Genomic DNA, 22279 nt, shown 5'->3' on the forward strand with positions numbered 1-22279 from the left:
CAAGCCAAAACGGCGAGGCAGTCAGGTGAACTGGTACGAACTTCTGAATGAAATGATCGATATGCGGTCCTTCTCGAACCTGTGGTTCTGGATTGCATTGGCGGTCATGTGGTCAACCACCAGCCACTGGGTGCTGGGCGTGCCCTTTGACATGGTGATCCGCGCCGCCCGCGCTGAAACAAAAGGCGAAGGCAGCCAGGCGCAGCAGGACCTGGAGGATATGGTGCGGGTGAATGTGAACCGGCTGCTGTATATCTCGGGTGTGTCGGGGCTGTGGATTCTGGGGCTGGCCTGTTTCCTGTTCACGATGCTGATCCTGCTGGGCTTTGTCTATGATGTGCAGCTGGCGCAGGCGGTGTTCTGTCTGTTGTTTCCGCTGTCCATTGTCGGCATCATGAGCCTGAACACCGCCCGCCGTATCCGCGACGAGGCCGAAACCGGCGCCGATCTGCGCAAACGTCTGACCCGGCACCGGATCTGGGTGCAGGTGCTGGGTATGGTGGCGATTTTCGTCACCACGATCTGGGGCGTTTATCAGAACCTGACCGTCAATCTTCCGAATAATTTCTGGCACTTGGGGCAAAATACTCATGTCGAAGAACCCAATGATCATGATCGGGGGCGCTCCTGAAGGCTATGACGCCCGGCTGATCCTGGCCGAGGTGGAAAAAGCCCAGGGCCCGGTGATCCACATCGCCCGCGATGACAAAAGACTGGCGGCCACCGAGGCCGCCTTGCGCTTCTTTGCGCCCGATATGCCGGTGATCAGGTTCCCCGGATGGGACTGCCTGCCCTATGATCGGGTCAGCCCTCATGCGGATATTTCGGCCGCGCGAATGGCCACGCTGGCGGGGCTGGTGCATGGGATGCCGGGGCAGTTCATCTTGCTGACGACGGTCAGCGCCGCGATGCAGCGCGTCCCCGCGCGCGAGGTGCTGAAAGAGGCCGCCTTTACCGCGCGCGTCGGTTCACGCGTTGATGAAAAAGCGCTTCGTAACTTCTTGGTTCGTATGGGTTTTAGCCAAGCGCCCACAGTGATGGAGCCGGGCGATTATGCCATTCGCGGCGGCATTATCGATATCTTTCCTCCAGGCGAATCCGGCCCTGTCCGTCTGGATCTGTTCGGCGACACGCTGGATGGCGCGCGCCGGTTCGATCCGGTCAGTCAGCGCACGGTCGAAAAGCTGGAGATGATCGAGCTGGCCCCGGTATCCGAAGTCATTCTGGACGATCCGGCGATTTTGCGGTTCCGGCAGAACTATCGTATCGAATTTGGCGCGGCGGGCACGGACGATCCCCTGTACGAGGCCGTCAGCGCAGGCCGCAAGCATCAGGGAATCGAGCATTGGCTGCCGTTTTTCCATGACCGTCTGGAAGTGCTGTTTGACTATCTGCCGGATGCGCCGGTCACGCTGGACGATCAGGTCACGCCGCAACGGCTAAGCCGTTGGGAGGGCATCGTTGACCAATATGAGACCCGCAAGATCGCAATGGCGCAAAAAGGGCGGCTGGACACCGTCTATAAACCCGTCCCGCCCGAGGGGCTTTATCTGGATGACACCGCCTGGGAGGCCGCGGTCACGGATCGCCGCGTCGTGCAATTCCATCCGCTGGCGCAGGCCTCGGGGCCGAATGTGGTGGATGCCGGTGGGCGGATCGGGCGCAATTTCTCCCTCGAAAGACAGCAGGAGAATGTAAACCTTTTCAGCGCACTATCGGATCATGTTAAAGTGAAAATGACCGCTGGTCCGGTGGTTGTCGCGTCCTATTCCGAGGGCGCGCGCGAACGTCTGGACGGGCTGCTGGAGGACGAGGGCCTGATCGGTGCCGTCCCGGTTTCGGACCTGCGCGGCGTGGGCAAACACGGGCTGCATCTGGCGATCTGGCCGCTGGAACACGGGTTCGAATCCCCCGGCCTGACGGTGATTTCCGAACAGGATGTGCTGGGCGACCGGCTGGTGCGCAAAACCGCGCGCAAACGCCGGGCTGAGAATTTCCTGACCGAAACGCAATCGCTGTCCCCCGGCGATCTGGTGGTGCATGTGGATCATGGGATCGGCCGTTATCAGGGGCTCGAGGTGGTCAGCGCCGCCGGGGCCGCTCATGAATGCCTGCTGCTGGAATATGCTGACGCTGCAAAGCTTTACCTGCCGGTTGAAAACATCGAGCTGCTGTCGAAATACGGCCATGACGAAGGCCTGCTGGACCGTCTGGGCGGCGGTGCCTGGCAGGCGAAAAAGGCCAAGCTGAAAGAGCGCATTCGCGAGATGGCCGACCGGCTGATCCGCGTTGCCGCCGAACGCGAATTGCGCACCGCCCCCGCGCTGGAGGCCGAGCACCACGCCTGGGAAAGCTTCGCCGCGCGCTTCCCCTATCAGGAAACCGAGGATCAGCTGAAGGCGATCGAGGATGTGATGGCCGATCTGGACTCGGGCCGCCCGATGGATCGGCTGGTCTGCGGCGATGTGGGCTTTGGCAAAACCGAGGTCGCGATGCGCGCGGCCTTTGTGGCGGCAATGTCGGGCGTGCAGGTGGCGGTGATTGCGCCCACGACGCTTCTGGCGCGCCAACATTTCAAAAGCTTCGCTGAAAGATTCCGAGGTTTTCCATTGCAAGTCAGTGCCTTGTCGCGCTTTGTTAAAGCATCGGATGCAACGCGCACCCGCGCCGGCCTGGCCGATGGCACGGTGGATATTGTCGTGGGCACCCATGCGCTGCTGGCGAAAAACATCCGCTTCAAAAACCTTGGCCTGCTGATCATCGACGAGGAGCAGCATTTCGGCGTCGGCCACAAAGAGCGCCTGAAACAGATGCGCTCGGACATCCATGTGCTGACGCTGACCGCCACGCCGATCCCGCGCACCTTGCAACTGTCCCTGTCCGGGGTGCGCGATCTGTCGATCATCGGCACGCCCCCCGTGGATCGCCTGGCCATCCGCACCTATGTCAGCGAATTCGATGCCGTCACCCTGCGCGAGGCCCTTTTGCGCGAACATTATCGTGGCGGGCAGTCCTTTTATGTGGTGCCGCGCATCAGCGATCTGCCGGAAATCGAGGCTTTCTTGCGCGATCACGTCCCCGAGGTCTCATTCATCACCGCCCACGGCCAGATGGCGGCGGGCGATCTGGATGAGCGCATGAACGCCTTCTATGACGGCAAATACGATGTGCTGCTGGCCACCACGATTGTCGAATCCGGGCTGGACATCCCCACGGCCAATACGATGATCGTCCACCGCGCGGATATGTTCGGCCTCTCGCAGCTGTACCAAATCCGCGGGCGGGTGGGGCGCTCCAAAACCCGCGCCTATGCCTATCTGACCACGAAACCCCGCGCGCCGCTGACGCCGGCCGCCGAAAAACGCCTGCGCGTTCTGGGCTCGCTCGATACGCTGGGGGCGGGCTTTACCCTGGCCAGCCAGGATCTGGACATCCGCGGCGCCGGCAACCTGCTGGGCGAGGAACAGTCCGGCCAGATGCGCGATGTCGGCTATGAGCTTTACCAGCAGATGCTGGAAGAGGCGATTGCCAAGATCAAAGCCGGCGAAATGGAAGGCCTGACCGAGGATAACGATCAATGGGCCCCGCAAATCAACCTGGGCGTGCCGGTGCTGATCCCCGACAGCTATGTGCCCGATCTAGACGTGCGCCTTGGGCTGTATCGCCGCCTCAGCAGCCTCCAGGGCAAGGTCGAACTCGAAGGTTTCGCCGCCGAACTGATTGACCGTTTCGGCAAACTCCCCAAAGAGGTCAACACCCTGCTGCTGGTGGTCCGGATCAAGGCCATGTGCAAACGCGCCGGTATCGCCAAACTCGACGGCGGTCCCAAAGGCGCAACGATCCAGTTCCACAACGACAAATTCGCCTCCCCTCAGGGCCTTGTCGAATACATCCAGGCGCAAAACGGCCTGGCCAAGGTCAAAGACAATAAAATCGTCGTGCGCCGCGACTGGCAAAAAGACAGCGATAAAATCAAAGGCGCCTTCGCCATCGCCCGCGACCTGGCCGAAAAAGTCATCGCCAAGCAGAAACGCAAAACATCAAAATAGCTTCTTTTTGATGAAAATACTCCGGGGGAGGCCGCAGGCCGGGGGCAGCGCCCCTTATCCCCTCGCGTCAAAGAAAGCGCGGATTTTCGGCGCGATCCAGTCCCACAATCCCGGTGCGCCATGGGCGACTTTGGCGCCAACCTTGCTGGCCACCGTGTCGAAATCCACGTTATATTCCACCCAGCTCCCCCCGCCCGAGGCCAGGTTCTGATTGGGCGGCTGGAATCTGTCCAGAGACTTGGCAAATGTCGCGTCCGGCGTCTGGTTGGCCTCGAACTCCTGCCATAGCGCCAGCAGTTCACCCCCCTGATCCCCCGGCAACAGCCCGAAAATCCGCGCGGCGGCGGCCTGCTCGTCTGCCTCGGTCGCGGCCGGATCATGGGTGCCGAAAATCGGCGCGTCGCCGGCGTCGATCTCGACCAGATCATGCAGCAGCAACATCCGGATCACCCGGTTGATATCCACGCCCTGCGGCGCATGTTCGGCCAGCGTCAGCGCATAAAGCGCCAGGTGCCAGCTGTGCTCGCCCGAATTTTCGCGCCGCGAGCCATCGCACAGCAGGGTGGCGCGATCCACGGATTTCAGCTTGCAGGCCTCGGTTAAGAAGGCCATTTGCGCATCCAGACGCGCCGTCATGGGTTGGCTGCGCCTTGCGCTTTGAGGGCCGCGTCGATTCTGGCATCCAGCAGCTTGCGCGCGCGCTTTTCCGCCATCCGCACGCGCACAGCGGTCAGAAAGGCCTCTTGCGTTGTGGTCGAGCTGTCCCCAAGGGATTTGGCGATCTGGTCGATCAGCAACTCATCGCCCAGCTTCTCGGCCGCTTCGATCGCGTCGCGGGCCAATGCGTCGGCCAGATCCTCGGTGACTCCCATGGTGTCCTCAGCGCGTGGTTTCGGTCAGACGACGTTTCACATAAGAGGTCACGTTACCGATCATGTGATCCATCTGCTCGTCCTTTTCAAAGAAATGGCCGGCGCCCTCGATTTCCTCGTGGGTGATGGTGATGCCTTTTTGCTCGTGCAGCTTGCTGACCAGCGACACGGTGTCGGCCGGCGGGGCCACGCGGTCAGCGGTGCCGTTGATGATCAGCCCCGAGCTGGGGCAGGGCGCCAGAAACGAGAAGTCATACATGTTCGCAGGCGGCGAGACGGACACAAAGCCGGTGATCTCGGGGCGGCGCATCAGCAGCTGCATTCCGATCCACGCGCCAAAGCTGAACCCCGCGACCCAGCAATGTTTCGAATTGCTGTTCATGGATTGCAGGTAATCCAGCGCCGAGGCCGCATCCGACAGCTCGCCCACGCCCTGATCATATTCGCCCTGGCTGCGCCCCACGCCACGGAAATTAAACCGCAGAACCGTAAAGCCCATGTTATAAAAAGCGTAGTGCAGGTTATACACCACCTTATTGTTCATCGTACCGCCGAACTGAGGATGCGGATGCAGGACAATGGCGATCGGGGCGTCACGGTCTTTTTGCGGGTGATAGCGACCTTCCAGCCGTCCTTCGGGACCGGGAAAAATAACCTCGGGCATATGTCTTGCGTCTCTCCTAAGTGGGTGCTTCATTCTTGACGAATTTGGTCAAGCACCTTAGAACGGTTCTAAATACCGGCCAGCCAGGCCAGTGGGCTGCATGGGAAATAAGCCTTGCAGGCCCTGTCGTCAATCAATTCACGAGGGAATCGCGCCGTGAAACTTAGTACCAAAGGACGATATGCAATGGTTGCCCTGGCTGACATCGCCTTGCAGCCGGGCGAAACGCTGGTTTCGCTGGGGGACATTGCAAAACGTCAGGATATTTCATTGCCTTACCTAGAGCAGCTTTTCGTAAAGCTGCGCCGCGCCGGATTGGTGGAATCGGTGCGTGGGCCGGGGGGCGGATACCGTCTGGCGCGCCCCACCAGCGAAATCCGCGTGGTCGAGGTGCTAAGCGCCGTCGATGAAACCGTGGATGCGATGCACAAAGGAGCAGGGGCGTCTGGCGCGCTGTCGGGCTCGCGGGCGCAGTCGATGACGAACCGTCTGTGGCAAAGCCTGTCGGCCCATGTCTATGTTTTCCTGCATAATGCGCGCCTGTCGGATGTGATTGACAATTCCCTGGCGCCTTGCCCCGCAGTGCCGGGGCTGTTTGCCGTCGTGGACGAAGAGTGATGCAGCGGGTCTATCTGGACCATAACGCAACCGCGCCCCTGCGGCCCGAAGCGCGCGCCGCGATGATCGCGGCGATGGATGCGGTGGGCAATCCCTCCAGCGTTCATGCTGAGGGACGCGCCGCCAAGGCCATCGTGGAAAAGGCGCGCACGCAGGTGGCCACGGCCTTTGGGGCGGATGGGGCGGATGTGATCTTTACCTCAGGCGCGACCGAGGGCGCGGCGCTGGCCTGCGCGGGGCGCGGGTTTATGGGCGCTCCGATTGAACATGACGCGGTTCTGGCCTGGATTGACGCCAGCCTGCCTGTGGATCCTGCGGGACGGGTGACCGTCACCGACCCCGAAAATACCGCCCTGCAACTGGCCAATTCCGAAACCGGCGTGATCCAATCCCTGCCCGAGGGGCTGGCGCTGAGCGACATGACCCAGGCGTTTGGCAAACTGCCCGTCGCCTTCAACTGGTCGGGGGCGCAGATGGCGCTGATCTCGGCGCATAAGCTGGGCGGGCCCAAGGGGATCGGCGCGCTGGTCGTCAAGCGCGGCACCGATATTGCGGCGCAATTGCGGGGGGGCGGTCAGGAAATGGGCCGCCGCGCGGGCACTGAAAACATCCCCGGCATCGCCGGTTTCGGCGCAGCGGCCGAAGCGGCGGCCAATGACCTGTCAAATGGTCGGTGGAAAGATGTACAGGGGTTGCGCAATTTACTGGAAGAGGTCATTGAGAGCGCGGCAAAAGATACTATTTTTGTCGGGCAACAGGCCGATCGGCTGCCCAATACCTCGTGTTTTGCCACCCCCGGCTGGAAGGGCGAAACGCAGGTGATGCAGATGGATCTGGCGGGCTTTGCGATTTCGGCGGGCTCGGCCTGTTCTTCGGGGAAATTGCGCGCCAGCCCGGTGCTGCGGGCGATGGGATATGACGAAGAGGTGGCCAGAGGGGCAATCCGTGTCTCTTTGGGGCTGGAGACCACCGAAAAGGACGTGCTGCGTTTCGCTGAAACGTGGCTGAAGAAACAACAGAAGTTTCACGCCCGCGCGGCGTGAGACCTAGACGCGAACAAGAGGTGTACCATGGCTGCTTTGGATCAAAGCGACGTCAAAGAGGGTGTCGATCAGGAAACCGTTGATGCCGTGCGCGAAGTGGGCGGCAAGTACAAATACGGCTGGGAAACCGAGATTGAAATGGAATACGCGCCCAAGGGCGTGAATGCCGACATCGTTCGGCTGATCTCGGATAAGAACGAAGAGCCCGAATGGATGACCGACTGGCGTCTGCAAGCGCTGGAGCGCTGGACCCAGATGGAAGAGCCCAAATGGGCCATGGTCAACTATCCGGAAATCGACTTTCAGGATCAGTATTACTATGCCCGCCCCAAAAGCATGGAGGAAAAGCCCAAGTCCCTGGACGAGGTGGACCCCAAGCTGCTGGCGACCTATGAAAAGCTGGGCATCCCGCTGAAGGAACAGATGATCCTGGCCGGTGTCGAAGGCGCTGAAGATATGCCCGCCGAGGGCCGCAAAGTGGCCGTGGATGCGGTGTTCGATTCCGTGTCCGTGGGCACCACCTTTCAGGCCGAACTGGCCAAGGCCGGTGTGATCTTCTGCTCGATCTCCGAGGCGATCCGCGAACACCCCGAACTGGTGAAGAAATACCTGGGCAGCGTCGTGCCGCAGTCGGATAACTTCTATGCCACGCTGAATTCGGCCGTGTTCTCGGATGGCTCGTTCGTCTACGTGCCCCCCGGTGTGCGCTGCCCGATGGAGCTGAGCACCTATTTCCGCATCAACGCGGAAAACACCGGACAGTTCGAACGCACGCTGATCATCGCGGATAAGGGCAGCTATGTGTCCTATCTGGAAGGCTGCACCGCCCCCCAACGCGACACCGCGCAGCTGCACGCCGCCGTGGTGGAGATCATCGTCGAGGAAGACGCCGAGGTGAAATATTCCACGGTCCAGAACTGGTATCCCGGCGATGAAAACGGCAAGGGCGGGATCTATAATTTCGTGACCAAACGCGCCGATTGCCGCGGGGATCGGTCCAAGGTGATGTGGACGCAGGTGGAAACCGGATCTGCCGTGACCTGGAAATACCCGTCCTGCATCCTGCGCGGCAACGAAAGCCAGGGCGAGTTCTACTCGATCGCCATCGCCAACAACATGCAGCAGGCCGATACCGGCACCAAAATGGTGCACCTGGGCAAGAACACCAAGTCGCGCATCGTGTCCAAGGGCATCAGCGCGGGCAAGGCGCAGAACACCTATCGCGGCCTTGTGTCCATGCACCCCAAGGCCAAGAACGGGCGCAACTATACCCAATGTGACAGCCTGCTGATCGGCGATAAATGCGGGGCCCACACGGTGCCGTATATCGAGGTGAAAAACAACTCGTCCCGCGTGGAACACGAGGCCACGACATCCAAAGTGGATGACGATCAGCTGTTCTACTGCCGTCAGCGCGGCATGGACGAGGAAGAGGCCGTCGCGCTGGTGGTGAACGGGTTCTGTAAGGACGTACTGCAAGCCCTGCCAATGGAATTCGCCATGGAAGCGCAACAGCTGGTGGCGATCTCTCTCGAAGGGTCTGTGGGTTAAGATTGCCCTGTAACACATTGTAAAGGTAGGAAAATGATCGTCACAACCACCCCTTCCATCGAGGGCCGCAGCATCACCGCCTATAAGGGTATCGTCGTGGGCGAGGCCATCATGGGCGCCAATGTGGTGCGCGATCTGTTTGCCTCGGTTACCGACATCATCGGCGGGCGCTCGGGCGCGTATGAATCCAAGCTACAGGACGCCCGCGACACCGCCCTGCGCGAGCTGCAAGAACGCGCCGCCGTTCTGGGGGCCAATGCCGTTGTCGGCGTCGATCTGGATTACGAGGTGGTGGGCCAGTCGATGCTGATGGTCAGTGCCTCGGGCACGGCTGTGGTGCTGGACTGAAACTAAAACAACACCTGGCGCGGATCACCCGCCAGAGCACGAAACAAAGACGTGGCCCTGGGTCGCGCGCTGAGATCAAAAGGAAAAAACATGCTGGAAATCAAGAACCTGCAGGTCAAACTTGAAGAAGAGGATAAACAGATCCTCAAAGGTGTCGATCTGACGATCGAACCCGGCAAGGTGCACGCGATCATGGGGCCGAATGGCTCGGGCAAATCAACGCTGTCCTATGTTCTGTCCGGCAAGGACGGCTACGAGGTGATCGGCGGCGAGGCCACCCTGGAAGGCGAAGACATTCTGGACATGGAGCCCGAAGAGCGCGCCGCCGCCGGTCTGTTCCTGGCCTTCCAATATCCGGTAGAGATCCCCGGCGTGGGCAACATGACCTTCCTGCGCACCGCTGTGAACGCACAGCGCAAGGCGCGCGGCGAAGAGGAAATGTCGGCCGCTGACTTCCTTAAGGTCGTGCGGGCCAAGGCCAAGACCCTGAAAATCGACGCGGATATGCTCAAACGCCCGGTGAATGTCGGCTTCTCGGGCGGTGAGAAAAAGCGCAACGAGATCCTGCAAATGGCCATGCTTGAGCCGAAGATGTGCATTCTGGACGAGACGGACTCGGGCCTGGATGTGGACGCGATGAAACTGGTGGCCGAGGGCGTGAATGCGCTGCGCTCCGAGGGGCGCTCGTTCCTGGTGATCACCCATTATCAGCGCCTGCTGGACCACATCAAACCCGACGTGGTGCATATCATGGCCGCGGGCCGCATCGTCAAAACCGGCGGCCCCGAGCTGGCCCTGGAAGTCGAGCAAAACGGCTATGCCGACATCCTGGCGGAGGTGCTCTGATGGCTCTGGCTCAGGCGAAACTGGACGCAACCGAGGCGCGCCTGTCGTCCCTGTCGCTGCCCACGCAGGGCGGCTGGCTGGATGCGCTGCGGCAGGACGCTGCGGCGCGGGTGCGCGCGATGGGGCTGCCCTCGCGCCGCGATGAATATTGGAAATACACCCGTCCCGACACGCTGACGGCGGCCGATCCCGTGCCCGCGGCGCTGTTCGACACGCAGGGCGAATTGCCGGTTTTCACCGAAACCGAGCGGCTGAAAATCGTCTTTGTCGATGGTGTGTTCGATCCCCAGGCCAGTGACGATCTGGCCCTGGAAGGCATTGAAATCGAACGTCTGGCCGAGGCCGGCGCCAAGGATATCCACTGGGCCAAGGATCTGTATGGCGCGCTGGAAACCAACGGTCAGAAACCTGTTGAACGCCCGCTGGCGGCGCTGAACACGGCCTTTGCCGAAGATGGCATTCTGATCCGCGTCACCGGCACGCCCTCGAAACCTGTCAGCCTGGTCTATTTCCACCGCTCTGAAAGCTCGGACGCGATGCTGCACCATGTGGTGAAGCTGGAGGAAGGCGCGCAGTTGACCTTGCTGGAAAACGGCCCCGCCGCCGCACGGTTCAACAAGGTGCTGGAGGTCGAGGTGGCCGATCGCGCGCAATTCCATCACGTGCGCGCGCAGGGCCGCGATCATCAGCGCCGCGCCGCGACCCATATTTTCGCCCGTCTGGGCACGCAGAGCGTATTCAAAAGCTTCACCATGACGGCCAATGGCGTGCTGACGCGCAACGAATGCGTGATCGAGCTGACGGGCGACGATGCCATCGCGCATGTTGCCGGGGCCTGTATGGGCGATGGCGATTTTCATCACGATGACACGGTGTTCATCACTCATGACGCGCAAAACTGCGAAAGCCGTCAGGTGTTCAAGAAGGTGCTGCGCAACGGGGCGACGGGGGTGTTTCAGGGGAAAATCCTGGTGCAGCCGGATGCGCAGAAAACCGATGGGTATCAGATCAGCCAGTCCTTGCTGCTGGACGATGACAGCCAGTTCCTGGCCAAGCCCGAGCTGGAAATCTACGCCGATGACGTGGCCTGTTCGCACGGCTCGACCTCGGGGGCGATTGACGAAGAGGCGCTGTTCTATCTGCGCTCGCGCGGGGTTCCCACCAAAGAGGCAACCGACCTTCTGGTGCTGTCCTTCCTGGCCGAAGCGGTTGAGGAAATCGAAAGCGAAGAGCTGCGCGACGAGATCGTTTCCCGTCTGGAGGCCTGGCTGGCCCGCCGGCGCGACTGATGCCGGTCACCCGCGATATCGTGGCCTCTTATCGGGGGCCGGGGCGCGTTGTGGCGCGCCTGTTGCAGATGGGCCAGCGCGAGGACCGCGCGCTGGCCATTCTGATGGCCGCCTGCACGGTGGTGTTCGTCGCCCAATGGCCGCGCCTGGCCCGCGAGGCCCATCTGAACCCCGAGGTCGAGCTGAACATGCTGCTGGGCGCGACGCTGCTGGCCTGGGTGATGATTGCGCCGTTGATGATGTATGTGCTGGCCTTCGTCTCGCATCTGATCGCGCGGGCGCTGCGGGGGCGCGGCACGGCCTATGGTGCGCGGATTGCGCTGTTCTGGGCGCTGCTGGCCTCGTCGCCGCTGATCTTGCTTCAGGGGATGGTGGCCGGTTTCATCGGTGCCGGTCCGGCATTGACACTGGTCGGGGGAATCTGGCTGGTGGTCTTTGTCTGGTTCTGGCTGGCCGGATTGCGGCAGGCCGAATGGGGGCCGCTGGCAGGGGCAGAGTGATGGCATTGCAAATTGATTTCAAATCGCTGATCACCGAGACAGTGACCGCACCGCGCAGCGCCGCCGAGCGCGTGCTGGCCCTGGGGCTGGGCAAGGAATCCCTGGGCCTGCTGGTTGCGCTGGTCGCGGTGGTGAACACGATCCTGTATTCGCTGTCGCTGAGCCTGTTTGAAAGCTCGACCGGGGTTCAGACGGGGATGAACCTGCCGATTCTGTACCTGATGATCCTGACCTCGGTGATCGTGCTGGGCGCGGTGGTGCTGCGCTGGGTGGGGCAGATGTTTGGCGGGCAGGCCAGCCTGGGCCAGCTGCTGTCTTTGATCGTCTGGCTGCAAGTGATGCGAGCGATCGCGCAGGCGGGACTGCTGGTGCTAACGCTGATTCTGCCGGGTCTGGCGAATATGGTTGCGCTGGTTCTGGGGCTCTTTGGGCTGTGGATCATGGTGAATTTTCTGGATGTGGCGCAGGGCTGGAACTCGCTTGGCAAATCCTTTCTGGTGATGGTGCTGGCGGGGGTTGGTTTTGTCTTTGGCCTGTCGCTTTTCATGCTCCTGATCGGGGCCAGCCCTATGGGAGTTTGATCCATGTATGATGTTCAGAAAATCCGCTCGGATTTCCCGATTCTAGCACGAGAAGTGAATGGTAAGCCTTTGGTTTATCTGGATAATGGGGCCAGTGCGCAGAAGCCTGGGGTGGTGATTGACGCGGTGACGCGCGGCTATGCCGAGGAATATGCAAACGTGCATCGCGGGCTGCATTACCTGTCCAATCTGGCGACCGAGAAATACGAGGCCGTGCGCGGTATCGTCGCCAAGTTCCTGGGCGCGCCGGATGAGGATGAGATCGTCTTTAACTCGGGCACGACCGAGGGGATCAACCTGGTGGCCTATAGCTGGGCGATGCCCCGGATGCAGGCGGGCGATGAGATCATCCTGTCCGTCGCCGAGCATCACGCCAATATCGTCCCGTGGCATTTTCTGCGTGAACGGCAGGGGGTGGTGCTGAAATGGGTGGAATGCGCGGCGGATGGCTCGATTGATCCGCAGCAGGTGATTGACGCTATCGGGCCCAAGACAAAATTGGTGGCAATTACTCAATGTTCCAATGTGTTAGGCACCATTGTTGATGTAAAAACCATCTGCGCGGCGGCGCGGGCGCGCGGGGTGCCGGTGCTGGTGGACGGCTCTCAGGGGGCGGTGCATATGCCGGTGAACGTGGTCGATCTGGGCTGCGATTTCTATGCGATCACCGGGCATAAGCTCTATGGTCCGTCGGGCTCGGGGGCGATCTATATTCGCAAAGAGCGCATGGCCGAGATGCGCCCCTTTCTGGGGGGCGGCGACATGATCAAAGAGGTCAGCCGCGATCAGGTGATCTATAACGATCCGCCGATGAAATTCGAGGCCGGCACCCCCGGCATCGTTCAGACCATCGGCATGGGCGTGGCGCTGGACTATCTGATGGATGTGGGCATGGACAACATCGCCGCGCATGAGGCCGATCTGGCCGCCTATGCCAGCCAGCGCCTGAGCGGGATCAACTGGCTGAACCTGCAAGGCACCGCGCCGGGCAAGGCGGCGATTTTCTCGTTCACGATGCAGGGCGCGGCCCATGCGCATGACATCTCGACCATTCTGGACAAAAAAGGCGTGGCCGTGCGCGCCGGGCACCATTGTGCCGGCCCCCTGATGGAGCACCTGGGCACACCCGCCACCTGCCGGGCCTCGTTCGGGATGTACAACACCCGCGCCGAGGTGGACGCGCTGGTGGAGGCGCTGGAACTGGCGCATGATCTGTTAGGATAAATTTCCGCTCGTGCGCGGTGTTACCGATTGCACCCCGCGCGGGCTTTGGGTAAGTACGCCCTCAGGCACCTGTAGCTCAGCTGGATAGAGCGCTGCCCTCCGAAGGCAGAGGCCAGAGGTTCGAATCCTCTCAGGTGCGCCATTTCCCCTTTGGACACCGTCAGACCCCGTAGCGCGCGACGAAATTGCGCAGGATTTTCTCGGGGCTGTGCACGTCGGCGGCGCGGCACATGGCGATCAGAGAGTCGGCCTCCTCGGGGGGGAAATAGCCCTTGTCCTTGTAAATGCGGATACGCAGTTCAAACCCGGCGCTGTCGGCCTCGGGGTGGAATTGCGTGGCATAGACGTTCTGTTTGTAGCGGATCATCTGGAACGGGCAGGGGGCCGAGGCCAGCAGATGCACCGCGCCCTGAGGCAGGTGTTGCACGGCCTCTTTGTGGCCAACAAAGGCCTGGAACTGCGCGGGCAGGTCTTGCAACAGGGGATCGGCCGCGCCCTCGGGCGTTCGGGTGCAATCGGTGGGGCCGACGGGTTCGCCATAGTTTTCTTTGCTGACGGTGGCGCCCAGGTGATGGCCCAGAATGCCGATCCCATAGCAGCAGCCCATAAAGGGCACGTCCTGTTCGGTAATCTGCGGCATCAGCGACAGGATTTCGGCCTCGATCCGGGCCTCCAGCGGGTCTTTCGTCGCGGGGGCATCGCTGACGCAGCCGGGCCCGCCGCCAACAATCACGCCCGAATAATCCGACAGGTTCAGATCCGGCAGGGTTTCGCGCTCCAGCCGGATACGATGGGTCTGATCGGCGCGCAGCCCGCCCTTGTCCAGAAATGCAGCATATTCATCGTCCGAGGCTTCGGATTCGGGGCGCAGTTGCAGGATCAAGAAAGGTTTCATCGGCTCATTCCAGTCAATCGCAGGCTGCAAGGGGGATAGAAGATCGGGCGCGCCGTGAAAAGATCATTCTTTGGAATAAGTTTTTGCACCGAATTGATCTGTATCAATACTTTGGCGGGGGATTCACATTCTTATTGCAGAATACGATTCCGCTTGCGAGGAGGACGCCCAGCCATGCGCATTTTCCGGCTGCTTGCCACCACAGCGGGGCTTGGAGTGATCCTGCCCGCCCTGGCACTGGCCCAACAATCCCAGCCGCATTTGCCGGCGCAGGCCAGCACGGCCGACCATTCGAAATTCGAGATTTTGCAAAAAGAGTTCACCTCGGGGCCCGAAGTCACCGAGGCCTGCCTGTCCTGCCATACCGAGGCCTCTGACCAGGTGCATATGCACTCGATTCATTTCAGCTGGAATTACGATCACCCGGAAACCGGCCAGAAACTGGGGAAGCGGAACGTGATCAACTCGTTCTGCGGCTCGGTTGCGGGAAACGAGCCGCGCTGTACCTCGTGCCATGCGGGCTATGGTTGGGAGGACATGAACCAAGATCCCCCGCAAGAGGCCAACGCCGTCGATTGCCTGGTCTGTCACGATACTTCGGGCAATTACACGAAGCTGGCCACCGGAGCAGGGCACCCGCCGCTTGAGGCCGCAGGCAAGACAATCACCGGCCAGCCCGCCTGGGCGGTCGATCTGAAAAAATCGGCGCAAAGCGTCGGGATGCCCACGCGCGACAATTGCGGCAACTGCCACTTCTACGGCGGCGGCGGCGATAACGTGAAACACGGGGATTTGTCCTCGGCGCTGTATAATCCCAGCCATGACGTGGATGTGCACATGTCCGCCAAAGAGGACGGCGGCGAGGGCATGGTCTGTTCTACCTGTCACGTCTCGTCGCAGCATGAATGGGCGGGGTCGCGCTATAATACGGTGGCCGCCGATAACGTGGGTCTGGGCAAACCCGGCCAGCGCCGCGATGTCGCCAGCTGCGAAAGCTGCCATGACACCAATCCGCACCCCGCCAATATCAAGGGGATGAAGCTGAACGATCACACGGATAAGCTGGCCTGTCAGACCTGTCACATTCCCAGCTTTGCACGCGGCGGAGTGCCTACGAAAACTCTGTGGGACTGGTCCACCGCCGGGCGTCTGGACGAAAACGGCCAGCCGATTCACGAGGATAACTATGTCTCCTCGACGGGTCAGCATCTGCATACCTATCTGTCCACCAAGGGCGATTTCGACTATGGTGAAAATGTCGTGCCCTATTACGCCTGGTTTGACGGGCAGGTTGAATACTCGACCATCGACCGCAAGATCGACCCGACCAAAACCGTCGAAGTGAACAAGATCAACGGCACCCCCAACGATCCGGACAGCCGCATCTGGCCCTTCAAACGGATGGACGGGCGTCAGGCCTATGACAAGGTGCATAACAATCTGGTCTATACCCATGTCTGGGGCCCGACGACGGACACCGCGTTTTGGACGAATTTCGACTGGGCCAAGGCGATCGACGCCGGGATGAAGGCCGCAGGCCAGCCCTATTCGGGCGAGTTCGACTTCGTGGACACGTATATGTACTGGCCGATCACGCATATGGTGGCCCCGTCCGAACAGGCGGTCGATTGTGCCGAATGCCACGCCGAGGATGGCCGAATGCAGAATGTTGCAGGCGTCTTCATGCCGGGCACCAATCCCAACGGGTTTGTCGGAATTCTGGGCAAATTGCTGGTTCTGGCCGCGCTGGCCGGGGTTCTGCTGCACGGCGCTCTGCGTCTGTTCAGCGGCAAGAAAGGAGAGCATCATGACTAAGCGTTTCGTCAAAGTCTATCCACGGTTCGAACGCCTGTGGCACTGGATGCAGGTTCTGCTGATCATGGTGCTGCTGTTCACCGGGATGGGGCTGAACGGGCTGCATACGGTGATCCCCTTTGGCCCGGCGGTGATGCTGCACACGATTGCCGCGCTGGCGCTGCTGGCGCTGTGGATCTTCGCCACCTTCTGGCTGTTCACCACCGGCACCTGGAAACAGTTCCTGCCCAAGATCGAGGGCATGATCGAGGTCGCCAAATTCTATGCCTACGGTGTCTTCACCGGGCAGGAGCACCCCTACAAGAAGATCTTCTGGCGCAAGCACAACCCTTTGCAGGCGGCCACATATTTCGGGCTGAAATGGTTCGTTTTCCCGGCGATCTGGGTCTCGGGGCTTCTGTATCTGACCTATAATTTCTGGGGGCAGGGGGCGCAGATAATCACCATCGTGGCGAATATTCACCTGCTGGCGGCCTATGTCATCGCGGCCTTTGTCATCGTGCATGTGTATCTGCTGACGGTCGGGCATGGCTTCCGCAGCCATGTGCGCCCGATGATCACCGGCTATGATGAGGTCGATCTGACCCCCGAACAACTGGCCTATCTGGAACAGAACGAACCCGACCGGCTGAAACCGGCCGAGTAAGCCCGAATACCAGTGCGTCAACTTGGCCCCGGCTTCGGTCGGGGCTCTTTTTATGCGCGATGTTCGATTTTCAGCAGGGGGTTGGGACTGCGGGCGATGAACGCGTCTTCGATCCAGCTTGGATCTTGATAAACGCAAAACCCGCCAGGATTGGCGGGTTTACAGAGACTGATCTGAGCCGTGTTTTGCGCGGCCCCGCTTACCGTCCCCAGGTACGCACCGGGCCGCAATCCATATGCACGAAGTTCGAGCGGCTATAGCGTCCGACACCGCCCGCCGAGCAGGACGAGGCCGCGCGGGCCATCTGGCTGACCGAGCGCGACGCCAGGCGCAGATCCGCAGCCTGTCCCTTCATATGCAGCGAGTTCTTCGCAACCGCGCGCGATTTCGAGCGCAGCATGGCGTTGGTTGCCGGGCTGCGATAGCCCGAAAGCAGCATGTAGGGCTCGTTCACGTCCAGCAGATTATGGGTGGCGGCGATGATGTCGATGGTGCGGGTGTCCATGTTCTTGGCCCCGTTTGTCCGCCAGTCGCGCATGAAGTGATTCACCTCTTTCAGCGCGTCCTTGATGTATTCGCCTTCGATCCAGTAGATCATGTCCAGCTTCTCGCCGGTGCGACCCGAATACATGCGGATGCGCCGGATGTCGCCCGACCCGCGCAGGAACCCCGCAGCTTTCGAGAATGTGGGTGCTGCCGTCAGCGTTGTTGCTGCGAATGCACCAAGTAGTGCACGCCGCGAAATGCTCGTTGAGCAATCGTTCGTCATGGTCAAGCGCCGCCCCGTCGCTTCTTGCCTGGCCGCAGTGTTATGCGGCACCTGCCTGTGTCATCCCCAGATGCATGGGTTTTATTGCACAAGTTTTCCCCGTGACCAACGGCGTTTTTTATCAAATTTTCGGAAATCAAGAGCAATCGGCAAAAAATTGCTGAATGTTTCAAAACTGTGGCAACTGCGTAAGGATCCGATGCGTGGATACATCACTGAGGGGGATGCTTCCCCTTCTGATGGAAATGTGATTAGACAGATATTTACTTTGCCTGTGACAGTTTAGGCTAATAATGCGCGTTCATACTATAAAGGGGACGAGATCATGCTGCTGCTGACCCGTTCCGGCTTTGTCCGGTTTCTTTTTGCCATTACCATGTTTGCGGCGTCGTTTGCCGCGGATCCCGAATCTGCTCGGGCTGAGGTGACGGCCTTCAAGCAAGCGGTGGCCGAGGCGGCCGCTCTGGACCGCGATATCGCGGAATTCTATCGTGAAACCGGGTATAAACCCGTCTGGACCGGCGAAAGCTGGAAGGACCGGCAACGCCGCAAGGCGCTGTTTGCCGCCCTGGACGGGGCCAGCGCCCATGGTCTGCCGGCCAAGCGCTATGATGTGGACAAGCTGACAAATATGCTGCGCACCATCCGTAGCCCGCGCGATCTGGGCCAGGCCGAGGTGGCCCTGTCCAAGGCGTTTGTCACCTATGCCCATGATGTGCAGACGGGTATCGTAACCCCCGGCAAGGTGGACGGTGACATCAAGCGCAAGGTTCCGCTGCGCGACCGCAAATCGTATCTCAGCGCCTTTGTTCAAAGCTCGCCCACTGCGTTCATGCGTGCCTTGCCGCCGCAGAACCCCGAATATGCGCGCCTGATGAAGGCCAAGTTGCAGCTGGAAAAACAGATTGCACATGGGGGCTGGGGGGCCAAGGTGCCGGGTAAGAAACTGCAACCGGGGGATAGCGGGGCTGCCGTGGTGGCGCTGCGCAATCGTCTGGTGGCGATGGGGTATCTGCGCCGCAGCGCAACGAAAACCTTTGACGGCACGATGGGCCAGGCCGTGCAGAAATTCCAGGCCGCGCACGGGCTGAACACCGATGGCGTGGCCGGTGGCGTGACATTGCAGGAAATCAACGTCGGCCCCGAACAGCGCCTGCAATCGGTCATCGTCGCGATGGAGCGCGAACGCTGGACCAACATGGAGCGTGGCAAACGTCACGTGCTGGTCAACCTGACCGATTACACAGCCAAGATCATGGATAATAACAAGGTCACGTTCCAGACGCGCTCGGTTGTTGGGGCCAATACGCATGATCGCCGCAGCCCCGAATTCTCGGATGTGATGGAGCATATGGTGATCAACCCCACCTGGAATGTGCCTCGGTCCATTGCGGTTAAGGAATATCTGCCGATGATGAAGCGGAACCCCAATGCCGCCGGCCATCTGAAGCTGATCAACGGGCGCGGACAGTCCGTCAGCCGCGCCAATATCGACTTTTCGCAATATAACGAGCGCAACTTCCCCTTTGACATCAAGCAGCCGCCCTCGCGGTCGAATGCGCTGGGGCTGGTGAAGTTCATGTTCCCCAACAAGTACAACATCTATCTGCACGACACCCCGGCCAAAAACCTGTTTTCGCGCGAAACCCGCGCCTACAGCCATGGCTGTATCCGTCTGCAACAGCCCTTTGATTTCGCCTATGCGCTGCTGGCCAAGCAAAGCAGCGACCCCAAGGGCGAATTCCATAAGCACCTGAAAACAGGCCGGGAAACCAAGGTGGATCTGGTTCAGAACGTGCCGGTACATATCATCTATCGGACGGCTGTGACCTCGCCCAAGGGGCAGGTGGGCTTCCGCCGCGATGTCTACGGGCGTGACGCCAAGATTTGGCGGGCCCTGGACGCGGCAGGGGTGGAACTGGGCTCGGTTCGGGGCTAAATCTCTCTCCAGGAAATCTGGAGACCTCGGCATGACGCATACAGTCAAAGACATTGCAACGGCGCTGGGAGCAGAGGCTTTCGGCGCCGTTGATCTGCCCATTGATGGCGTGGCCGAGCCTGCCATGGCAGGCCCCACGGATCTGGCCCTGGCGATGAGCCCGAAATATGCCGAAGGTCTGGCCAGCGGGCAGGCTCGGGCGGCGATGCTATGGGCCGGGGCCGATTGGCAGGCGCTGGGGCTAAAGGCCGCGATCGTTGCGCCGCGCCCGCGCTTTGCCATGTCGGGGCTCAGCGCGATGATGGATCAGGGGCAGGGCTATGATGGCGGCATCCACCCCTCGGCCGTGATCGACCCCAGCGCCCAGCTGGGCGCACGGGTCAGTGTCGGGCCTTTGACGGTGATCGGCCCGCGCGCGAGAATCGGCGCCGGATCGGTGATCGGGCCGCAGTGCTTTGTCGGTGCCGACGTGGTGCTGGGGCAGGGGGCCTATCTGCGCGAGGGCGTCAAACTGGGCGCGCGGGTCCGCATCGGGGCCAATTTCATCGCTCAGCCCGGTGCCACGGTGGGCGCGGATGGGTTTTCCTTTGTCACGCCCGAGGAATCGGCGGTCGAACGGGTGCGCGACACCCTGGGCGATCAGGGCGAAACCAAGGGGCAGTCCTATGCGCGGATTCACAGCCTGGGCAATGTCACCATCGGCGACGATTGCGAGCTGGGCGCCAATGCCTGTATCGATCGGGGCACCGTGCGCGACACGCGCATCGGCAACGGGGTGAAATTCGATAACCTGGCGCAGATCGGCCACAATGTAGAGATCGGCAATGACTGCCTGATTTGCGCGCAGGTGGGCGTGGCCGGCTCCACACGGATCGGCAATAACGTGGTTCTGGGCGGGCAGACCGGGGTCAGCGACAACCTGTTTATCGGCGATCACGTGATCACCGGCGGCGCTACCAAGGTTCTGGCCAATGTGCCCGCAGGCCGGGTGATGCTGGGCTATCCCGCGGTCAAGATGGACCAGCATATCGAGATCTACAAAGCGCTGCGCCGACTGCCTAAATTGTTCCGTGACGTGTCTTTGTTACAAAAATCGGTTTCAAGCACCACCAGGACTGACTAAATAAGCCTCATCACGAGGGAAGGGCCGGGATCATGAGCATCAAGGACAAAGTGATCGAAATCATCGCCGAACAGGCCGTGCTACAGCCATCGGACGTTTCCATGGACAGCACGCTGGAAAGCCTGGGCATCGACAGCCTGGGGCTGGTGGAATCGATTTTTGCCATCGAAGAGGCCTTTGACATCTCGGTGCCATTCAACGCCAACGAACCCGAGCAGAGCGATTTCGACATCTCTTCGGTCGCGTCGATCATCAAGGGCATCGAACAGCTGGTGGCCGAGCAATCCGCATGAACAGGGTCGTTATCACCGGGGCGGGAACCATCAATGCGCTGGGTCACACGGTTCCTGAAACGCTCGCAGCCATGCGCGAGGGCCGCTGCGGCATCGACACGCTGGAATTCCGCGATGTGGACCGGCTGGCCATCAAGATCGGCGGGCAGGTCAAGGGGTTTGATCCCGAAGAGCGGTTCAACCGCCAGCAGCTGGCGCTCTATGATCGGTTCACGCAGTTTACGCTGATCGCCGCGCGCCAGGCGATTGCCCAATCGGGGCTGGAATTTTCCGGCGATCTGGCGGTGCGCTCGGGCGTGGTGCTGGGCAATTCCGGCGGCGGGATGACCACGCTGGATGAAAATTACCGCTCGGTCTATGAGGACGGCAAAAACCGGGTGCACCCTTTCGTGGTGCCCAAGCTGATGAACAACGCTGCGGCCAGCCATGTCTCGATGGAGTTCAACCTCAAGGGCCCGTCCTTTACCGTGTCCACGGCCTGTGCCTCGTCCAATCACGCGATGAGCCAGGCGTTCCAGATGGTCCACGGCGGGCTGTGCAAGGCGATGATCACGGGCGGGTCTGAATCCATGCTGTGCTTTGGCGGGGTCAAAGCCTGGGAAGGGCTGCGCGTGATGTCCAAGGACGCCTGCCGCCCGTTCAGCGCCAATCGCAACGGCATGGTGCAGGGCGAAGGCGCGGCGATTTTCGTCTTTGAAGACTATGAGCACGCCAAGGCCCGCGGGGCCGAAATCCTGGCCGAGGTGGCCGGGTTTGCCATGTCCTCGGATGCGGCCGACATTGTGATGCCCAGCAAACAGGGCGCCGCGCGGGCCATTTCCGGCGCGCTGCGCGATGCGCGGATCAACCCTGATCAGGTGGGCTATATCAACGCGCATGGCACCGGCACGGCGGCCAATGACAAAACCGAATGCGCGGCTGTGGCGGATGTGTTCGGGCACCACGCCAACAAGCTGATGATTTCCTCCACCAAGGCGATGCACGGCCATCTGATCGGCGGCACTGGCGCGGTGGAACTGCTGGCCTGTATCATGGCGCTGCGCGACGGGATCATCGCGCCAACCATCAGCTATCAGGAATTCGATCCCGAATGCGCGCTGGATGTTGTCCCCAACGAGGCGCGCGAGGCGCGGGTGGAGTATGCCCTGTCCAACGCCTTTGCCTTTGGCGGGCTGAACGCGGTGCTGGCCCTGAAAAAAGCCTGACACAGCCCC

23 protein-coding genes and 1 tRNA gene are annotated in these 22279 nt (G+C 61.0%); 19 read left to right on the plus strand and 5 right to left on the minus strand.

The features are described from left to right. Positions 1-25: 25 nt before the first annotated feature. Together ACP15O_RS12515 and mfd are read left to right on the plus strand one after the other, a co-directional pair. Positions 26-631: a component of SufBCD complex gene (locus ACP15O_RS12515; RefSeq protein ID WP_425096439.1), complete on the plus strand. Its 606-nt coding sequence runs from the start codon at positions 26-28 to the stop codon at positions 629-631. Continuing rightward, the gene (gene mfd, locus ACP15O_RS12520) at positions 591-4049 is read left to right on the plus strand and encodes a transcription-repair coupling factor (protein WP_425096440.1); all 3459 of its coding nucleotides are present in this window, start codon (positions 591-593) and stop codon (positions 4047-4049) included. The genes ACP15O_RS12515 and mfd overlap by 41 nt, the downstream gene beginning before the upstream one ends. Positions 4050-4103: 54 nt before the next feature. Here mfd and ACP15O_RS12525 read toward each other — a convergent pair whose 3' ends face one another. The 3 genes from ACP15O_RS12525 to ACP15O_RS12535 are packed head-to-tail and all read right to left on the minus strand — an operon-like array spanning position 4104 to position 5585. Further along, positions 4104-4685, minus strand: a complete 582-nt coding sequence (locus ACP15O_RS12525) for an HD domain-containing protein (RefSeq protein WP_425096441.1) — start codon at positions 4683-4685, stop codon at positions 4104-4106. Beyond that, positions 4682-4921, minus strand: a complete 240-nt coding sequence (locus ACP15O_RS12530) for a hypothetical protein (protein WP_425096442.1) — start codon at positions 4919-4921, stop codon at positions 4682-4684. The genes ACP15O_RS12525 and ACP15O_RS12530 overlap by 4 nt, the downstream gene beginning before the upstream one ends. Positions 4922-4928: 7 nt before the next feature. Then, positions 4929-5585, minus strand: coding sequence for an alpha/beta hydrolase (locus tag ACP15O_RS12535; RefSeq protein WP_425096443.1), 657 nt, complete (start codon positions 5583-5585; stop codon positions 4929-4931). Positions 5586-5741: 156 nt separating this feature from the next. On the opposite strand from ACP15O_RS12535, the gene iscR reads away from it, so the two are divergent. From iscR to ACP15O_RS12585, 10 genes are all read left to right on the plus strand, one after another. Beyond that, positions 5742-6203, plus strand: coding sequence for a Fe-S cluster assembly transcriptional regulator IscR (gene iscR, locus ACP15O_RS12540; protein WP_425096444.1), 462 nt, complete (start codon positions 5742-5744; stop codon positions 6201-6203). Continuing rightward, positions 6203-7246 (plus strand): cysteine desulfurase family protein, encoded by a 1044-nt coding sequence (locus ACP15O_RS12545; protein WP_425096445.1) that lies wholly within the window; start codon positions 6203-6205, stop codon positions 7244-7246. The genes iscR and ACP15O_RS12545 overlap by 1 nt, the downstream gene beginning before the upstream one ends. Positions 7247-7273: 27 nt before the next feature. Further along, positions 7274-8797, plus strand: a complete 1524-nt coding sequence (gene sufB, locus ACP15O_RS12550) for a Fe-S cluster assembly protein SufB (RefSeq protein WP_425096446.1) — start codon at positions 7274-7276, stop codon at positions 8795-8797. Positions 8798-8830: 33 nt separating this feature from the next. Continuing rightward, on the plus strand, positions 8831-9145 hold the full coding sequence (locus ACP15O_RS12555; protein WP_425096447.1) for a heavy metal-binding domain-containing protein: 315 nt from the start codon (positions 8831-8833) through the stop codon (positions 9143-9145). Positions 9146-9235: 90 nt separating this feature from the next. Next, positions 9236-9991: a Fe-S cluster assembly ATPase SufC gene (gene sufC, locus ACP15O_RS12560; protein ID WP_425096448.1), complete on the plus strand. Its 756-nt coding sequence runs from the start codon at positions 9236-9238 to the stop codon at positions 9989-9991. Next, complete coding sequence (gene sufD, locus ACP15O_RS12565) at positions 9991-11280, plus strand: Fe-S cluster assembly protein SufD (protein ID WP_425096449.1); 1290 nt, start codon at positions 9991-9993, stop codon at positions 11278-11280. The genes sufC and sufD overlap by 1 nt, the downstream gene beginning before the upstream one ends. After that, positions 11280-11780, plus strand: coding sequence for a YIP1 family protein (locus ACP15O_RS12570; RefSeq protein WP_425096450.1), 501 nt, complete (start codon positions 11280-11282; stop codon positions 11778-11780). Before sufD ends, ACP15O_RS12570 begins: the two co-directional genes overlap by 1 nt. Beyond that, positions 11780-12361: a Yip1 family protein gene (locus tag ACP15O_RS12575; RefSeq protein WP_425096451.1), complete on the plus strand. Its 582-nt coding sequence runs from the start codon at positions 11780-11782 to the stop codon at positions 12359-12361. Before ACP15O_RS12570 ends, ACP15O_RS12575 begins: the two co-directional genes overlap by 1 nt. A 3-nt stretch (positions 12362-12364) precedes the next feature. Next, a complete protein-coding gene (locus ACP15O_RS12580; protein WP_425096452.1) occupies positions 12365-13585 on the plus strand; it encodes a cysteine desulfurase in 1221 nt (406 codons plus the stop codon). A gap of 65 nt (positions 13586-13650) precedes the next feature. Further along, a tRNA-Arg gene (locus tag ACP15O_RS12585) sits at positions 13651-13727 on the plus strand. A gap of 18 nt (positions 13728-13745) precedes the next feature. On the opposite strand, the gene ACP15O_RS12590 is transcribed toward ACP15O_RS12585, so the two are convergent. Beyond that, positions 13746-14480 (minus strand): glutamine amidotransferase, encoded by a 735-nt coding sequence (locus ACP15O_RS12590; RefSeq protein ID WP_425096453.1) that lies wholly within the window; start codon positions 14478-14480, stop codon positions 13746-13748. A 174-nt stretch (positions 14481-14654) separates the two neighbouring features. Here ACP15O_RS12590 and ACP15O_RS12595 point away from each other — a divergent pair, with 174 nt between their 5' ends. Both ACP15O_RS12595 and ACP15O_RS12600 read left to right on the plus strand, forming a co-directional pair. Next, positions 14655-16295 (plus strand): tetrathionate reductase family octaheme c-type cytochrome, encoded by a 1641-nt coding sequence (locus ACP15O_RS12595; RefSeq protein WP_425096454.1) that lies wholly within the window; start codon positions 14655-14657, stop codon positions 16293-16295. Then, a complete protein-coding gene (locus tag ACP15O_RS12600; protein WP_425096455.1) occupies positions 16288-16941 on the plus strand; it encodes a cytochrome b/b6 domain-containing protein in 654 nt (217 codons plus the stop codon). Before ACP15O_RS12595 ends, ACP15O_RS12600 begins: the two co-directional genes overlap by 8 nt. A gap of 199 nt (positions 16942-17140) precedes the next feature. Here the strand turns inward: ACP15O_RS12600 and mepK are convergent, their stop codons facing one another. Next, entirely contained in the window at positions 17141-17686 is a 546-nt protein-coding gene (gene mepK / locus ACP15O_RS12605) for a peptidoglycan L,D-endopeptidase MepK (protein ID WP_425096626.1), read from the minus strand. On the opposite strand from mepK, the gene ACP15O_RS12610 reads away from it, so the two are divergent. The 5 genes from ACP15O_RS12610 to ACP15O_RS12630 are packed head-to-tail and all read left to right on the plus strand — an operon-like array spanning position 17586 to position 22270. Beyond that, positions 17586-17996: a hypothetical protein gene (locus ACP15O_RS12610; RefSeq protein WP_425096632.1), complete on the plus strand. Its 411-nt coding sequence runs from the start codon at positions 17586-17588 to the stop codon at positions 17994-17996. The genes mepK and ACP15O_RS12610 overlap by 101 nt on opposite strands. 39 nt (positions 17997-18035) lie before the next feature. Next, the gene (locus tag ACP15O_RS12615) at positions 18036-19649 is read left to right on the plus strand and encodes a L,D-transpeptidase family protein (protein ID WP_425096456.1); all 1614 of its coding nucleotides are present in this window, start codon (positions 18036-18038) and stop codon (positions 19647-19649) included. Positions 19650-19680: 31 nt separating this feature from the next. Then, on the plus strand, positions 19681-20772 hold the full coding sequence (gene lpxD, locus ACP15O_RS12620) for a UDP-3-O-(3-hydroxymyristoyl)glucosamine N-acyltransferase (RefSeq protein WP_425096457.1): 1092 nt from the start codon (positions 19681-19683) through the stop codon (positions 20770-20772). Positions 20773-20804: 32 nt separating this feature from the next. Further along, complete coding sequence (locus tag ACP15O_RS12625) at positions 20805-21065, plus strand: acyl carrier protein (protein WP_425096458.1); 261 nt, start codon at positions 20805-20807, stop codon at positions 21063-21065. Beyond that, on the plus strand, positions 21062-22270 hold the full coding sequence (locus ACP15O_RS12630; protein WP_425096459.1) for a beta-ketoacyl-[acyl-carrier-protein] synthase family protein: 1209 nt from the start codon (positions 21062-21064) through the stop codon (positions 22268-22270). Before ACP15O_RS12625 ends, ACP15O_RS12630 begins: the two co-directional genes overlap by 4 nt. Positions 22271-22279 lie beyond the last annotated feature (9 nt).

Source organism: Youngimonas ophiurae (nom. illeg.) (assembly GCF_049803795.1).
Taxonomy (GTDB): Bacteria; Pseudomonadota; Alphaproteobacteria; order Rhodobacterales; family Rhodobacteraceae; genus Thalassobius.

What these genes read in the sequence shown, in the direction of transcription:
- mfd (WP_425096440.1), top strand. Translation starts at nt 591, where the DNA reads ATGTCGAAGAACCCAATGATCATGATCGGGGGCGCTCCTGAAGGCTAT.
- ACP15O_RS12525 (WP_425096441.1), bottom strand. Translation starts at nt 4,685, where the DNA reads ATGACGGCGCGTCTGGATGCGCAAATGGCCTTCTTAACCGAGGCCTGC.
- ACP15O_RS12530 (WP_425096442.1), bottom strand. Translation starts at nt 4,921, where the DNA reads ATGGGAGTCACCGAGGATCTGGCCGACGCATTGGCCCGCGACGCGATC.
- ACP15O_RS12535 (WP_425096443.1), bottom strand. Translation starts at nt 5,585, where the DNA reads ATGCCCGAGGTTATTTTTCCCGGTCCCGAAGGACGGCTGGAAGGTCGC.
- ACP15O_RS12545 (WP_425096445.1), top strand. Translation starts at nt 6,203, where the DNA reads ATGCAGCGGGTCTATCTGGACCATAACGCAACCGCGCCCCTGCGGCCC.
- sufB (WP_425096446.1), top strand. Translation starts at nt 7,274, where the DNA reads ATGGCTGCTTTGGATCAAAGCGACGTCAAAGAGGGTGTCGATCAGGAA.
- ACP15O_RS12555 (WP_425096447.1), top strand. Translation starts at nt 8,831, where the DNA reads ATGATCGTCACAACCACCCCTTCCATCGAGGGCCGCAGCATCACCGCC.
- sufC (WP_425096448.1), top strand. Translation starts at nt 9,236, where the DNA reads ATGCTGGAAATCAAGAACCTGCAGGTCAAACTTGAAGAAGAGGATAAA.
- sufD (WP_425096449.1), top strand. Translation starts at nt 9,991, where the DNA reads ATGGCTCTGGCTCAGGCGAAACTGGACGCAACCGAGGCGCGCCTGTCG.
- ACP15O_RS12570 (WP_425096450.1), top strand. Translation starts at nt 11,280, where the DNA reads ATGCCGGTCACCCGCGATATCGTGGCCTCTTATCGGGGGCCGGGGCGC.
- ACP15O_RS12575 (WP_425096451.1), top strand. Translation starts at nt 11,780, where the DNA reads ATGGCATTGCAAATTGATTTCAAATCGCTGATCACCGAGACAGTGACC.
- ACP15O_RS12580 (WP_425096452.1), top strand. Translation starts at nt 12,365, where the DNA reads ATGTATGATGTTCAGAAAATCCGCTCGGATTTCCCGATTCTAGCACGA.
- ACP15O_RS12590 (WP_425096453.1), bottom strand. Translation starts at nt 14,480, where the DNA reads ATGAAACCTTTCTTGATCCTGCAACTGCGCCCCGAATCCGAAGCCTCG.
- ACP15O_RS12595 (WP_425096454.1), top strand. Translation starts at nt 14,655, where the DNA reads ATGCGCATTTTCCGGCTGCTTGCCACCACAGCGGGGCTTGGAGTGATC.
- ACP15O_RS12600 (WP_425096455.1), top strand. Translation starts at nt 16,288, where the DNA reads ATGACTAAGCGTTTCGTCAAAGTCTATCCACGGTTCGAACGCCTGTGG.
- ACP15O_RS12610 (WP_425096632.1), top strand. Translation starts at nt 17,586, where the DNA reads ATGTCGCCCGACCCGCGCAGGAACCCCGCAGCTTTCGAGAATGTGGGT.
- ACP15O_RS12615 (WP_425096456.1), top strand. Translation starts at nt 18,036, where the DNA reads ATGCTGCTGCTGACCCGTTCCGGCTTTGTCCGGTTTCTTTTTGCCATT.
- lpxD (WP_425096457.1), top strand. Translation starts at nt 19,681, where the DNA reads ATGACGCATACAGTCAAAGACATTGCAACGGCGCTGGGAGCAGAGGCT.
- ACP15O_RS12625 (WP_425096458.1), top strand. Translation starts at nt 20,805, where the DNA reads ATGAGCATCAAGGACAAAGTGATCGAAATCATCGCCGAACAGGCCGTG.
- ACP15O_RS12630 (WP_425096459.1), top strand. Translation starts at nt 21,062, where the DNA reads ATGAACAGGGTCGTTATCACCGGGGCGGGAACCATCAATGCGCTGGGT.